This window comes from Belnapia arida, from assembly GCF_016773205.1.
Lineage (GTDB): Bacteria > Pseudomonadota > Alphaproteobacteria > Acetobacterales > Acetobacteraceae > Belnapia > Belnapia arida.
In genome coordinates this window covers 23,931-37,412 of sequence record NZ_JAETWB010000016.1, presented here as the reverse complement: position 1 = coordinate 37,412, position 13,482 = coordinate 23,931, and the positions used below count along the sequence as shown (strand labels likewise).

Genomic DNA, 13,482 nt, shown 5'->3' with positions numbered 1-13,482 from the left:
GCTCAGCCGAACAGGAAATCCCCCGCCGACAGCGCGGACCTGGCGAAGCCTGCCAGGGTGAGGCTGTGGCCTTCGCCGAGATCGATCACCACCCCGCCCGGCCGGTCCGCCGCCGCCGCCAGCACGGCGGTGAAGCCGGCGACGCCGCCGAGCCGGATGTGATCAACGCCCGGGGTGAAATCGCCGATCCGGTCCGCCCCGCCGCCCGGCGCGAACAGGAACAGGTCCGCCCCCGTCCCGCCGAGCAGCACGTCGTTCCCGCCCCCGCCATCGAGCGTATCCCCGCCCGCGCCGCCCATCAGCCAATTCGCCGCCGCATTGCCGGTGATGACGTTGTCGAGCGCGTTCCCCTGGCCGATGCGCGTCGTCCCCAGCAGCACCAGCCTCTCGGCATTCGACGGCAGGACGTAGCTGCCGCCCGCGATATCGACGAACACGGCGTCGATGCCCCCGCCCGCCGCCTCCACCACCTGGTCCGCGACGCTGTCCACCCGGTAGGTGTCGTGGCCGGCGCCGCCCGCCAGCCAATCCATCTCGCCGAGGCCGGAGGCGCCGTCCAGCAGGTCATCCCCGTCGCCGCCCAGCAGCCGGTCCATCCCGCCGCCGCCGGCCAGCGTATCGTCCCCCGCGCCGCCGCCGAGGATGTTCGGCGCATCGTTTCCGGTGATCAGGTTGGCGAGCGCGTTGCCCGTGCCGCGCAGGGCCCCGGCCGCCAGCACCAGCGCCTCGACATGCGCGGGCAGCACGGTGTCGATGGCGGCGACCACCGTATCCCGGCCTTCGCCCGCCGCCTCCAACACCCGGTCGCCGGCGCTGTCGACATGATAGAGATCGTGGCCCACCCCCCCCGCCAGCCGATCGACTCCTGCCCCGCCATCCAGCGTGTCATCCCCCGCGCCGCCGGCGAGGCTGTCCGCCCCGGCGCCACCGGTGACATCCAGCCGCTCGATCCCGCGCAGCAGGGTCACATGGGCGCCATCCGTCAGACGGCCCACCGCCATGTCGAGGACGAGGCCCGCCCCGAAGGCGCTGCGGTCGATCAGCGCGAGGTCATTGTCCTCGCCGCCGTCCAGCAACGCGTCCCAGTCCGTCGAGACGAGGGTATCGTCGCCGAGGCCGCCCTCCAGGCTGTCCCGCCCGGCCTGGCCATCGAGCCGGTCATTGCCGGCGCCGCCCTGCACCGTATCGCCACCTGCGCCACCGAGCAGCGCATCGGCGCCATCCCCACCCTCCAGCCGGTCACTGCCGTCGCCGCCGTCGAGTTGATCGGCGCCCGCATCGCCGAGCAGCGTATCGTCACCGAGGCCGCCGGCGAGCCTATCCTCGCCATCGCCGCCGCTCAGCGAGTCGCCGCCATCCCCGCCATCGAGCCAGTCCCCCTCGGCGCCGCCGCGGAGCGTATCGGCGCCGATGCCGCCATACTGCGCATCGGCGCCAGCGCCGCCGTCCAGCAGGTCGTCCCCGTCGCCGCCATCGAGCCGGTCCGCTCCCGCGCCGCCGATCAGCCTATCCTTCCCCATCCCGCCATGAAGCGAATCATCGCCGCCCTGGCCGGCGACCAGGTCATCGCCGTCGCCACCATAGATCCAGTCGCCGCTTCCGCTGCCGGAGAGCGTATCGTCCCCCGCCCCACCGCTCAGGGCCGCCGTCGGCTGCCCCGCCGCCAGCAGCAGCACGTCATTGCCGGCGGAGCCGTTGATCTCCTCCATGCCGAGCATCGCCCCCGGCGCGGCGCGCAGGTCGAGCAACATGCCGATGCTGCCGGGCCCCCAGCGGTCATAGCCGGCTCCGCCATCGATGCTGTCGGCCGGGGTGCCGATATCGGCGAGGGCGATGACGCGCGGCGCCGCCTCGCCGGTATCGAGCAGCAGCGTACCGGTGAAGCGGCCATCGGCCTCGCTGATGATGACGTCGTCGCCCTCGCCGCCGAGCAGCGTATCGCCGCCCGGCCCGGCGAGCAGGGCATCGTTCCCCGCCTCGCCCGCCAGCAGGTCGTCGCCGTCGCTGCCATAGAGGGTATCCGCCCCGTCGCCGCCCCGCAGCGTATCCTGCCCGCCGCCGCCATCCATGGCGTCGGCGCCGGCCTGGCTGACCATCGTGTTGTCGAGCCCGTTGCCCCAGCCATTGGCGCTGCTGCCGGCGAGATTGGCCAGCACCAGCGCCTCGACATCCGCCGGCAGCGCATAGGGCCGATCGGCGATGACGGTGTCGAAGCCCTCGCCCGGCGCCTCCACCACCTGGTCGCCCGGGCCGATGCTGTAGGTGTCGTCGCCCAGGCCGCCGATCAGCGTACCTGCCCCCGCTCCGCCGGCGATGGTGTCGGCGAAGGCCGAGCCGCGGATCAGGCCGATGGAGACGAGCCGGTCGATGCCGCCCCAGCCGTCCCGCACCATGCCGGCGGCCAGGTCGGCATCGATGGCGCCCGGATCCCCCGCGTAATCGGCGCCGACCCAGGTGCCGGCGGCAGGCGCCCGCAGCGTGTCGTTCCCGGCGAGGCCGCGCAGCCAGGCATGGGCGCCGATCGCCAGCCCGGTCAGGTCGTCGCCGAGGGCGGAGCCCCAGAGGAATTCCACGTTGCGCAGCACATCCGTGCCGCCCCATTGGTCCTGGCCGAAGCCGGCGGTGAGGTCTGCCACCACGCCCTGCGTCGCCAGCCCGCCCGTATCGTAGCTGACGGTATCGAAGCCGCCGGCGCCATCGATGGTGTCGTCGCCGGCCCCGCCGCCGAAGCGCTCATCCGCCGCCGAGCCGTGGAGGCTGTCATTCCCGGCGCCGGCGGTGACGATCTCGATCGAGGTCAGCCGGTCGGTGCCTCCCGGCTTCAGCACATAGGGACCCTGGACGAAGCCGCGCACCGTGGTCGTGGTGAGCATGACGGTGATGGCGCCGTCGCCGGCATAGCGCCACTCATCCTGCCCGGCGCGGCCGTCGAAGCTCTTGTTGCCGCTCTGGCCGGAGAGGAAGACATCCTCCCAGGCCGTGCCCAGCACCGTGTCGCCATGGGCCGAGAGCGCCGCGACCCGGCGGATATCCACCAGCGCGTCGATGCTGCCCCAGCCGTCCTGCGCCGTGCCGCCCTGGAGGTCGATCAGCGCCGCCGCCGGGCTCGCCCCGTAGGAAACCTGCACCGTCGTGGTGCGGTTGCCGATGATCCGGTCCGCCCCCGCCCGCCCCTCGAGGCTGAGGGCGAAGAAGCCCGCCGTGGCGCCGCCCGCATCCAGCGTATCGGCGCCCGCGGTGCCGGCGATCACCTGGATGCCGGTGAAGCTGTCCACCCCGCCGCCCGGCTTCACCGCCATGCCGGCCGCGGTGCCGGCGAGGGTGACGGCGACCGGCCCGGCGAGGCCGGCATAGCTCAGCGCATTCCCCGCCCCCGCGCCGCCGGCGATGCGGTCATTGCCGAGGCTGCCGAGAAAGGTCTCGGCCAGGCTGCCGCCTTGCAGGCTGTCATCCGCTGGCGTCCCGGCGACGAGATAGCCGCCATCGAGCCTGAGGAAGCTGCCTTCGACGAAATCCGCCGTGCCCAGCGTGCCGACGCCCTCGATCCGCACGACGAGGTCGGTCGCGTCCAGCCGCCCGTTGCGGTCGAGGTCGAGCACCAGCCAGCCGCCGCCTTCCTGGCCCGGCTGCCAATAGGCCTGGTAGGCGTCCAGCCGTTGCGCCGGCAGCGCCATCCCCTCGGCCGGCGCCGTGACCGGCGCGCCGATGCTGCCGCTGAAGACCAGGGGCCGGGCGATGCCATCCGCCGCGGCATAGAGTCCCGCATCCGCCCCGCTGCCATCCGCCCGGCCGAACCAGGCATTGCTGATGCGGAGCCGGTCGCCGTCTGCCCGGTTGAAGCCGATGACCGTATCCATTGCGGCGAGGGTGGACCAGCTCACCTGCCCCATACCCTGGAGCAGCAGCGCATCCGCCCCCGGCCCGCCCTCCAGCCGATCGGCGCCGAGGCCGCCCTGGAGGCTGTCATCCCCGTCGCCGCCCCGCAGCCAGTCATTCCCGGCGCCGCCGAGCAGCAGGTCGTCCCCCGCGCCGCCGACCAGCCCGTCATCGCCGTTGCCGCCGTCGAGCACGTCGGTCCCGTCGCCGCCATCGAGCGCATCCTCGCCCTCGCCGCCGACCAGGCTGTCGAAACCGGCCCCACCGAGCAGGCCGTCTGTCCCGTCCCCGCCGAGGAGGGTGTCGTCCCCGTCGAGCCCGGCCAGCACATCGGCACCGGCGAAGCCGTGGAGGCGGTCCGCACCGGCTGTGCCGGCGAGGCTGTCCGCTCCGGCGGTCCCGAGGGTGGAGAAGGTCCCGGCGACGAAACTTCCGGCCCCGATTGCCTGCCCCGTCGGCAGGTCGAACCGCACCACGAGGTCGGCCGTGCCGAGCAGCCCGTCGCCGTCGAGGTCGAGCAGCAGCCAGCCGCCCGCCGCATGCCCCGGCTGCCAGTAGAGGGTGAGGCCCTGCCCCCCCGTCGCATCCGGCAGCGCCATGCCGGCGGCCGGCGCCACCCGCGCCGCCAGCGCCCCGCCGAAGCCGACCGGCAGGCTCGCCCCTCCGGAGAGGCCGAAGCTGCCCGTCGCCAGCGGCAGCAGCCCGGTGCCGATTGCCTCGCCGCGCAACACCAGCAGGTCGCCGTCCCCGGCGTTGAAGTCGGCGATGCGGTCGGGGGCGGCGAGGCTGCTGTCGAGCCCGCCGCTGCCCTGCAGGATGAAGCGGTCCGCCCCCGCTCCGCCGGTGAGCAGGTCCGCCCCGGCCCCGCCATGGAGCGTATCCATTCCGTCGCCGCCGAGCAGCGTATCCGCCCCGGCCAGGCCTTGCAGCGCGTCGTTCCCCGCCCCGCCGGCGAGGCTGTCATTCCCCGCGCCGCCGACCAGCCCGTCATGTCCACTGCCGGCGGTGAAGCTCAGATGCTCCACCCCTGTCACGCTGGTTCCGGCGATCTGGCTGACCAGCCCCGGCGCCAGCATGTAGAGGGTGATGGCCGCCGTGCTGACCGAGCGGTCGATCACCGCGCGATCAATGCCCGCCCCGCCATCGAGCGTGTCACTCCCCGCGCCGCCGACCAGCGTATCGTCGCCGCCGAGGCCGGCGAGGCTGTCCGCCCATTCCGTCCCTTGCAGCAGGTCGGCGCCCGCGGTGCCGGTGAGCGTGGCCATGGAACCCCTTGCCGGCTCGCCGGGGATCGGCGCAGCCGGTCAGGGGGCTCTACCCTCCTTCCGCTTAAGAAACCCCCTACCGCAGCGGAAAGCCGATGCCCCGCAGCGCCGCCACCAGCCGGTCGCGCCCCGCCATCGCGCGCAGCTTCGCCAGCCGGCCGATGACGCGTCCGGTCCAGCCTTCCGGCCCCATGCCGTTGCGGGCGGAAAATTCGCCGAGCGCCGTGTCATAGCCCGCGCGCTGCGCCGCCTCGCCTTCGGTCGCGTAGCGCTCGCGGTGCAGTACCGTCGCCTGTGGCAGGCGCGGCTTCACCTCACCCGGATCGGCCGCATAGCCGACGCAGAGGCCGAAGACGCCAACCGCCCCCGGCGGCAGGCCGAGCAGCCCCGCCACGCGCTGCACGTCGTTGCGGAGCGCGCCGATATAGACGGTCGACAGGCCGAGCGATTCCGCCGCCACCACGGCGTTCTGCGCCGCCAGCGCCGCATCGACGGCGGCGACGAGGAAGCTCTCGAGATAGGGCAGCCCCTCGAGCGCCACGCCCTCCGCCTCGGCCAGCCGGGCATTGCGCGAGAGATCGGCCAGCCAGACGAGGAAGAGCGGGCATTGCCGGACATGCTTCTGTCCGCTCGCCACCTCGGCGAGCGCCGCGCGCGCCTCCGGATCCTGCACCGCGACCACCGACCAGGTCTGCAGGTTGGAGGAGGTCGCGGCCGAGGAGGCGGCGGCCACCAGCGTCTCCAGCGTCCCTTCCGGCAGCGGGTCCGGCCGGTAGGCACGAACCGAGCGATGGCCGAGCATCCCGGCGATGGTTTCGTTCCACGGCCCGGCGAGGGGGATGGCATCGTGGCCATAGCGGGCGGCGAGCGCTTCCGTCTTGCCGGCGGTGGCGGGGGTCAGGCTGTCCATGGGCGGTCTCCGTTTCGCCGGCAGGCTAGTGCCGCCAGCCGCTTCAGACGAGCCCCAGCCGCTTCGCCAGCTCCCGGTACAGCGCCACCTGGGCGCGCACGTAGTCCCGCGTTTCCTCCGGATCGAGCAGGCGGGGGATGGAGCCAACGCGGCGGGTCGCCGCCATCCAGTCCCGGTCCTGCCGCAGCTGGGCGAGGGCGGAGGTCCAGGCGGCCACCACCCCTCCCGGCAGGCCGGGCGGGCCGAACAGCGCATTCCAGCCGGCGATGCGCGCCAGCGGCTCCACCTCCGCCTCGCGCGCAGTCGGCACGCCGGGCAGGGAGGGCAGCCGCTCCGCCGTGCCGACCACCAGGGCGCGCAACTGCCGGTCGGCGATCGCTCCCGCCATGTCGCTGAGGTTGTTGCCGATGAACTGCGCCTGCCCGCCGAGCACCGCCACCACCGCCTCCGCACCGCCGCGGAAGGGGATGGCGACCCCGGCATCGATCGGCAGGCCGAGGCTGGCGAAGAGGTGCCGCACCCCGAGGTCGAGCAGCGTCGCCGGCCCGGTGGTAGCGAAATTCAGCCGCCCCGGTCCCTCGCGCAACGCCCCGGCCAGCTCGCCGAGCGTCCGCCAGGGTGCATCGGCCCGGACGCAAAGGACGAAGGGGTTCTCGTCCAGCAGGCCGAGCATGGTGAACTCGTCCCAGGCATAGGGCGTGCGCGGGTCGGTTGCCGGAAGGATGGCGGAGGAGCCGATGCGGGCCAGCAGCAGGGTCTGCCCGTCCGGCTTCGCCCGCGCGACGAAGCCGGTGCCGACCGCGCCCGAGGCGCCGGTGCGGTTCTCCACCACCAGCCCGGCCTGCGGGTTCGGCAGGTAGCGCCCGGCATGGGCCGCGAGCGTCCTGCCTGCGATGTCTGCCGCGCCGCCGGCGGAGAAGGGCACCACCAGCATCACCGGTCGCTCCGGGTAGGCGGCCTGTGCCCGGGCGGAAGGGGCGAAAAGGGCGAGGCCAGCGGCGAGGCTGCGGCGCGTGAGCTTCGGCATGATGGGTTCTCCCGGCGGCAGGAGCATGGCCTGCAAATGGGGCGGCCCCAGGGCCGCGGCAGTCCGGCGTCGATCACGCCGTGTTGCGTGATCCTTCACGCCCATGCTAACGCCAGGGCATGACGTCCGCGAACGGCACGCCGGCAGGCAACTCCCGGCGACCCTCAGCGGCGTTCCCGCGTGGTGCGTGGGGCGCCCTCCCTTCGGGGGAAAACCGCATGGCAGGAGCCCTGTGGCGGGGAAGTATTGCCCTGGCGCTGGTCCTGGCCGCCGTACCGATTGCCACCGCTTCGGCCCGCCCGGCCCACAAGGCCGCCGCAACCGCCGCGCCCCGCCTGCCGGATGCGCCGCAGGACCAGCTTCCGCCTGCCATTGCGACCGCCCTGCCGCATTCCCCGCGTGCCGCCTGCCTCGCCGCCGCCCGCCGGGCCGAGCAGGTGCACGGCCTGCCGCAGGGCCTGCTGGTCGCCGTCGCCCTCTCCGAGAGCGGGCTGCACGCCCATGCGCTGAGCATCGGCGGCCGTGCCTCCTTCCCGGAGGACCTGTCGACGGCCCGCCGCCTCCTGGCCCAAACTCCGGCCCGGCAGAGCGTCATGGCGGGCTGCGTGCAGGTGAATGCCCGGGTCCATGCCCGCGGGTCCGACTGGCCGCTCGACCCGGTGCGGGCGACCGACTGGGCCGGCGGCCTGTTGCGCCGCTGGTACACCGAGACCGGCACCTGGGAGGAAGCGATCCGCCGCTGGCATGGCGGCTCCCCCGCCTCCTCGCAACGCGTGGTCTGCCGTGTGCGGGCCAAGCTGGAAGTGACCGCTCCCGGCTCCACCCTGCTGCGAGGCCAACCCTGTCGCAAGGCGGAGGCGATGCAGGCCCGCCGCAACGGCGCCACCCTGCTCGAAGTGGCCGAGATGCAGGACCGCGCGGACTGATCATCCGGCTGAGACCACGCCACAGGTTGAATCTGTGAAATCAGAATAAGTGGCCACGAGGCAGTGATGCCGCGGCTGGATCGTCCAAAGCCATGACCTGATAAGGAAACATAAGAAAGGCGGGAGGTTGCCCACCGCTGTTACTTGTCATCCGAGAGGCGATGTTTGTGGCCGGTCCGGGTGAAGCCGCGGTTTCCTTCGTTCCGCATCAATGCGACTTCAGGGTGACGAGCGCATTTTTGTGTACCCTGTAACGCGCTCGTCACAGCGCCAGCGGGCAACGGTGGCTTCGATCAGGGCTTCGCCTAGGCGGGGGCGAGGAATCCACTGATGCATGGTCACCAATCTGTTCTGCTTGTTGTCGAGGACGACTTTCTGGTCCGTCTGACGCTCGTCGATGCCCTAGGCGATATGGGCTTCGAGGTGCTGGAGGCGGAGGATGCGCGTGCCGCGCTGTCGCTGCTCTGCGACCATCCCGAGATCGATCTCATGCTTACCGACATCAACCTGCCCGGCGGGTCCGATGGCTTCGCCCTGGCCCGCGCCGCGCGGGTGATCCGCGCCGGGCTGCCGGTCATCTACGCCTCGGGCCGGTACAACCGGGCGGAGCCCCACCAACAGGTCTCCGGCTCGCGCTTCATCGCCAAGCCCTTCACCCCGACGCTGGCCGTCGCGGTGATTGCGGACCTGTTGGGCGGCGACGCAGCGCGTGGCCCGTTCCGCCCGGAACAAATCGGGACGGACCGCCGCGTCTGACTCCGCAGCCGCCGGCCCTGAGGCGCAGCGGCCGTTCCTGCCCATGATGATGTGACAGGCCGATCCGCCCTTGCGGGGCGGGGCCGCCGGCTCGCTAACTCAGCCGACGGCGTGCCTGCATCAGCCCAGGCTCAGTTGACCGCCCGGTCCACCGAGCGGCCCAGCCGCTCCACCGGCCCGCGCGGCGGGTCGACCGTGTCGCGCACGCGCTCACCGGCCCGGTCGAGGCTGCGCCCCGTACGCTCGGCCGGGCCTCCGCGGTCGCAGGCGGCCAGGCTCATGGTCAGCAGGGCGGGAATCAGCAGCAGGCGAAGCAGCGTGGTCATGCCATCCTCTGTCTCGATTACGATCGCTGCTTCATCGCCGGAGCGGCACGAAAGTTCAGGGGGGGAGGGGAGGATGCTGGATCTGACGGGGAAGGTGGCCATCGTCACCGGCGCGGGCTCGGTCGGGCCGGGCTGGGGCAACGGCAAGGCGACGGCGGTGCTGCTGGCGCGCCAGGGCGCCCAGGTCTTCGCCATCGACATCGCGGCGGAGGCCGTCGCCGAAACCGCCGCGCTCGTCGACGGCGAGGGCGGCACCTGCACCACCCATGTCTGCGACATGCTGGACGCTGCCGCGGTGGAAGCCGCCATCGCCGCCTGCATCGCGCGCTACGGCCGCATCGACATCCTGGTGAACAATGTCGGTGGCTCGCATCCCGGCGGGCCGGTCGACATGCCGGAGGAGGTCTGGGACCGCCAGATCGACTTCAACCTGAAGACGCCCTTCCTCGGCTGCAAATACGTATTGCCCGTGATGGAGGCGCAGGGCGGCGGGGCGATCGTCAACGTCTCCTCCGTCGCCGCGCTGCGCATGTCGGCCGGGCGGCCGCATGTCGCCTATTCGGCGAGCAAGGCGGGCGTCATCGCCTTCTCGAAGTCGGTCGCCCTGACCTATGCGCGCCAGCGTATCCGCTGCAACACGGTCATCCCCGGGCTGATGCACACGCCGCTGGTGGAGCACCGCCTGGTGCGGCAACTCGGCGCCAACGACGCCGAAGCGCTGATCGCCCGGCGCCATGCCAGCGTGCCGGTCGGGCAGATGGGCAGCGGCTGGGACGTTGCCCATGCCGTGCTCTTCCTCGTCTCCGAGGAGGCGAAGTACATCACCGGCACCGAGCTGGCAGTCGATGGCGGGTTCACGGCCGCCGGGCCGGTCTGAGCCTTCTACGTTACGGCCGCAGCGCCTCCGCCGGTGACCAGCCGCGCTCCAGCCGCTTGCAAAGGCGCCGGTAGTCGATGCCGGTCGCCGCGGCGGCGGCGGAGAGGCTGACCATCCGCCCGCGATAGGGGATGAAGTGCCGCGGCGTGCCGCGCCGCGGCGGCGAGTGCTCCCAGGCGCAATTCGCCGGGGAGAACCCGCGCTGCTCGTTCAGCCGAACCAACCGGTGATCCGGGCTTGGCCGCTTGCCGAGATCCTCCAGGAAGGCAGCATAGCCACGCCCGCCGCCGGCCTGCCAGCGGCGGCAGACGGAGGCTTCCTGCTGGCGGTGCAGCAGGCTTTGCCAAACATGATACTCCGGCGCCACCCGGCCGCCGGCCTTGCCGCCGTGGCGGTATTGCCGCTCGCGGGATGCATCGTCGCGCAGGCAGCCGCAGCTCAGCGTCGTGCCGGCCTTCAGCCTGTCTTCCCGCACCGTCGCGCTGCCGCCGCACTCGCAGTCGCAATGCCAGCGGCGCCGCGCGAAGCGGCCGCGCCAGAAATAGGGGCTGTCCTCATGCGATACCACGAGGCGGCCAAAGCGGAGGCCGCTGCGGATCGTATCAGTCGCCATGCGTGCGTTTCCTGCCAGATTCGACTTGTGACGATCTTGGGACACTAGCAGCAATGTCATGCTTCACATGCCGCGAAGCGAGCCTGGCTCAAGGAGGGTTGATGCCGGGTTAAGAACGGCTCAGCCAACGGACGTGATCTGGTAGGGGCGGCCGGACTCGAACCGGCATAGCCTTGCGGCCGGGGGATTTTGAGTCCCCTGTGTCATCTTTGGGGTAAAGTTGTCTTACCGGCACCTACTAGTGGTGCCTGCCTGACGCTTGGTCCCTGCCCGAGGTCCGAAAGGCGTGGACAGCGACTGTAAAGGTTATTGTCGGGACATCGGCTTCAGCCTCATGAGCGCTCATGGAGCCAGACCGCCCAGGTTCACGCTTTAGGGCGTGGTGTGGGCAAACGCAGCCCGTGTGCTTTCTGACGATTCATCCGGGGAAGCCGCTTCTAGGAAGCGGACCACGCTCGGCGTCTCTCGACCCACTTCGAAGTCCAACCCTCGCTTGCCGAGGTCCGGTCGTGAGCGCAATGCCGGGTGCATAGCGGCAAACAAGCAGCCTCAAAGATGGTGAGGCACAAAATCCGGATCGAACCGCGAAATTCTCGGCTGCCGCCTCGGTTACCGAGACCGTAGGGTGGGTGGTCACTGGTGCAGGAACACGCGGCGCTATCCGGCATCGTCTTCGTGCTGAAGACCGGCACCTAGTCGAAAGACCTGCCTTCTGAGATGGGCTGCGAGTCCGGCACGACCTGCTAGCCGCGATTGCAGGACTGGTAGTCCACGGGCGTGTGGGCCCGCCTGCATCGCATGCTGCTGGAGCGGCTGCTCTGGGCCGACAAGCTGAACTGGCGCAGGACTTGGAAGGGCCCTCCAACTCGCGCATCCGGCTAGCCGCGACCACATCGTCGTCGACCTGGATCGCCGCCTTGCCACCCTCGGCCATAAGTCGCCTCCACCCGAACAACAGGCTAGGCGAGATGCCATGCAGGCAGGCGAGGGTAGCGATCGTCATGCCCGGCGCCATGGTTTTCTCGATCAGCCGAAGCTCAGCCGCTGCTGCCGCGGCATCGGCACTCATGGCCGGTGATGATTTCAACGCGCGTCGGATCGTTCGGTATAGGCGCATGCCTAGGCGCTCACGGCTTCGCTCAGTGTCAGGTCGAAAAAGGGGCCACTCTACGAGCAACCTGAACACCGAACTTGGCTGCTAGTTTTCGATTCGGATTCATAATTAACGCTCGATAATGGTTTCGCTGCAACAGTTTGTGGGTGGAGCTTGTGTCAGAGTTATTGGCTAAGCGAGGGCCCCCGTAATGACGACAAACGTATTTTGGCAAATTCACCGACATTGCAGGAGAGTACGATAATGTTATCGACGATTACTGGGCAAAGCCACACCGTCGTACGAGTTCCAGCACAGGGGACACCGTATGTGCCGTTTGGCTGGACTGTAAGGGTTTTGCTTCTAGTCGAAGACGGCGGAGGAGAAGCTTATCCCTTTTGGCCGCTCTACGACTGCATGGCGGCCAAATGGGCTTACAGCGACGCTTGGCAGGCTAATTTGGCTCGTTCGGTTGGCCTTTTTTGGGACTTCCTAATCGCAAGGCGCCGTGTGGATCCTGAAGAGTTCGAGACGGTTGTCTCATACCGCCGCGTCCTTAGGAGTTTCGCAAGTGCCCTTATCAACGGCACGATAGAGGATGGCCACGACCCATTGGGATTATACTGGCTTCCACAGCCAGTCCTCATTGCGAACCGTGTGGCAGAGGCAATCGACGGCTTCGGATCATGGCTCGTTCGTGAGATGGATCATGCTCACCTTGTGCCGCGGCGATGGTGTGGACATGATTCGCTATCGTCACTAAGTGCTACCAAGCGCTTGAATCTATCGATCAAGAGCTACTTGAACGAGCAGGCAATGTCGCCGCGGATTGCGTTGCTTCCAAATGTCGAGGGACGTCGCGGCCAAGAGGCCGCAATTAGCTTTCCAGCCCACGCAGTCGAAAAGGTTCTGTGGGACGGATTTCGGCGACGCGGGGCCAGTACTGGGGGCTGGGACGGTTTTCATGTCGACGCTATGATGATATTTCTATTGCAAGTATTTGCTGGAGTGCGGGAGCACGAGCCTCACCATCTCTGGGTGACGGATGTTGTTGAGGATCCGTTCCGTCCCGGACATGCTCACGCCTTGCTGTACCATCCGGCGCTAGGTTATGCCTCTTTGGACGGACTGAACGGTGAACAACTGAGGACGAATCGGCGCGAATATCTCAGGGTAATGTTTAACCTCTCGCCTCGGACGCATGGTGCTGGCTCCTACCGGGTTGGTTGGAAGCGATCGGCGACGAATGGCAAGGATTACTATGCTGTTCTACTTTGGACAGACCCGCTTGCCTCCATGCTCTTTTTAGAGCTGTTCCGATACTACATCACCCGACGAAATAAAGTTATGGAACGTCGGGTGGGACTAAACCTGAAGCCGCACCCCTTCCTCTTCGTGTCGGAACAGGAAGCCAGAAATCTAGTTGACGGCTACAAATCGATTGGCGCTCCAGCGAGCATCGAATCGTATGAGGGAATGCTTAGACGGGCCGTCCGACGTGTTGGTCTACCGTACGGAAAGAAGTTCGGAACCACTTCGCATGGCGCCCGTCACCTGTATGCTCATACGATCCGCAAGTTGGGAATGGGGCGCAAAACTCTGCAGACGGCGCTTCGGCAGAGACATCCCGGCAGCTCTGACCGCTATGGTATTCCGTCTGCCTCGGACGTCAGCGACGACCTAAATAGAACGTTGAGCGAAAGGCGTTCCATGCTTCCGGAGGGGCTCCGGCTGGAGCGCACCTACGAATTCATGGTCGCGAGGCACCCGGAGTATGAGGGTGGCATCCTGTGAAGACGCGCTTGCCCCGCGA

General features: G+C 69.4%; 10 protein-coding genes. 4 read left to right on the top strand and 6 right to left on the bottom strand.

Going from position 1 to position 13,482, the window contains the following annotated elements:
* Window positions 1-2 precede the first annotated feature (2 nt).
* The 3 genes from JMJ56_RS21930 to JMJ56_RS21920 all read right to left on the bottom strand — a co-directional run bounded on the left by JMJ56_RS21930 (window position 3) and on the right by JMJ56_RS21920 (window position 7,078).
* Complete coding sequence (locus tag JMJ56_RS21930) at window positions 3-5,141, bottom strand: beta strand repeat-containing protein (protein ID WP_202833913.1); 5,139 nt, start codon at window positions 5,139-5,141, stop codon at window positions 3-5.
* A 76-nt stretch (window positions 5,142-5,217) separates the two neighbouring features.
* Window positions 5,218-6,051 (bottom strand): NADPH-dependent oxidoreductase, encoded by an 834-nt coding sequence (locus tag JMJ56_RS21925; protein ID WP_202833912.1) that lies wholly within the window; start codon window positions 6,049-6,051, stop codon window positions 5,218-5,220.
* A 43-nt stretch (window positions 6,052-6,094) separates the two neighbouring features.
* Window positions 6,095-7,078, bottom strand: a complete 984-nt coding sequence (locus JMJ56_RS21920; RefSeq protein ID WP_202833911.1) for a Bug family tripartite tricarboxylate transporter substrate binding protein — start codon at window positions 7,076-7,078, stop codon at window positions 6,095-6,097.
* Window positions 7,079-7,296: 218 nt separating this feature from the next.
* On the opposite strand from JMJ56_RS21920, the gene JMJ56_RS21915 reads away from it, so the two are divergent.
* Together JMJ56_RS21915 and JMJ56_RS21910 are read left to right on the top strand one after the other, a co-directional pair.
* A complete protein-coding gene (locus JMJ56_RS21915; protein WP_236038236.1) occupies window positions 7,297-8,004 on the top strand; it encodes a lysozyme family protein in 708 nt (235 codons plus the stop codon).
* 330 nt (window positions 8,005-8,334) lie between these two features.
* Window positions 8,335-8,760 (top strand): response regulator, encoded by a 426-nt coding sequence (locus JMJ56_RS21910; protein WP_202833910.1) that lies wholly within the window; start codon window positions 8,335-8,337, stop codon window positions 8,758-8,760.
* Window positions 8,761-8,891: 131 nt separating this feature from the next.
* Here the strand turns inward: JMJ56_RS21910 and JMJ56_RS21905 are convergent, their stop codons facing one another.
* Window positions 8,892-9,086, bottom strand: a complete 195-nt coding sequence (locus JMJ56_RS21905) for a hypothetical protein (protein ID WP_202833909.1) — start codon at window positions 9,084-9,086, stop codon at window positions 8,892-8,894.
* A gap of 73 nt (window positions 9,087-9,159) precedes the next feature.
* Here JMJ56_RS21905 and JMJ56_RS21900 point away from each other — a divergent pair, with 73 nt between their 5' ends.
* Entirely contained in the window at window positions 9,160-9,963 is an 804-nt protein-coding gene (locus JMJ56_RS21900) for an SDR family NAD(P)-dependent oxidoreductase (RefSeq protein WP_202833908.1), read from the top strand.
* A gap of 10 nt (window positions 9,964-9,973) precedes the next feature.
* Here JMJ56_RS21900 and JMJ56_RS21895 read toward each other — a convergent pair whose 3' ends face one another.
* Window positions 9,974-10,576: a hypothetical protein gene (locus JMJ56_RS21895; protein WP_202833907.1), complete on the bottom strand. Its 603-nt coding sequence runs from the start codon at window positions 10,574-10,576 to the stop codon at window positions 9,974-9,976.
* A 418-nt stretch (window positions 10,577-10,994) separates the two neighbouring features.
* A complete protein-coding gene (locus JMJ56_RS35580) occupies window positions 10,995-11,645 on the bottom strand; it encodes a transposase (RefSeq protein WP_202833906.1) in 651 nt (216 codons plus the stop codon).
* 288 nt (window positions 11,646-11,933) lie between these two features.
* Between JMJ56_RS35580 and JMJ56_RS21885 the strand changes: the two genes are divergently transcribed.
* Window positions 11,934-13,463 (top strand): site-specific integrase, encoded by a 1,530-nt coding sequence (locus JMJ56_RS21885; RefSeq protein WP_202833905.1) that lies wholly within the window; start codon window positions 11,934-11,936, stop codon window positions 13,461-13,463.
* Window positions 13,464-13,482 lie beyond the last annotated feature (19 nt).

Bases quoted from the DNA above. Each gene is read 5' to 3' on its own strand.
- JMJ56_RS21930 (WP_202833913.1), bottom strand. From the start codon at position 5,141: ATGGCCACGCTCACCGGCACCGCGGGCGCCGACCTGCTGCAAGGGACG.
- JMJ56_RS21925 (WP_202833912.1), bottom strand. From the start codon at position 6,051: ATGGACAGCCTGACCCCCGCCACCGCCGGCAAGACGGAAGCGCTCGCC.
- JMJ56_RS21920 (WP_202833911.1), bottom strand. From the start codon at position 7,078: ATGCCGAAGCTCACGCGCCGCAGCCTCGCCGCTGGCCTCGCCCTTTTC.
- JMJ56_RS21915 (WP_236038236.1), top strand. From the start codon at position 7,297: ATGGCAGGAGCCCTGTGGCGGGGAAGTATTGCCCTGGCGCTGGTCCTG.
- JMJ56_RS21910 (WP_202833910.1), top strand. From the start codon at position 8,335: ATGCATGGTCACCAATCTGTTCTGCTTGTTGTCGAGGACGACTTTCTG.
- JMJ56_RS21905 (WP_202833909.1), bottom strand. From the start codon at position 9,086: ATGACCACGCTGCTTCGCCTGCTGCTGATTCCCGCCCTGCTGACCATG.
- JMJ56_RS21900 (WP_202833908.1), top strand. From the start codon at position 9,160: ATGCTGGATCTGACGGGGAAGGTGGCCATCGTCACCGGCGCGGGCTCG.
- JMJ56_RS21895 (WP_202833907.1), bottom strand. From the start codon at position 10,576: ATGGCGACTGATACGATCCGCAGCGGCCTCCGCTTTGGCCGCCTCGTG.
- JMJ56_RS35580 (WP_202833906.1), bottom strand. From the start codon at position 11,645: ATGAGTGCCGATGCCGCGGCAGCAGCGGCTGAGCTTCGGCTGATCGAG.
- JMJ56_RS21885 (WP_202833905.1), top strand. From the start codon at position 11,934: ATGTTATCGACGATTACTGGGCAAAGCCACACCGTCGTACGAGTTCCA.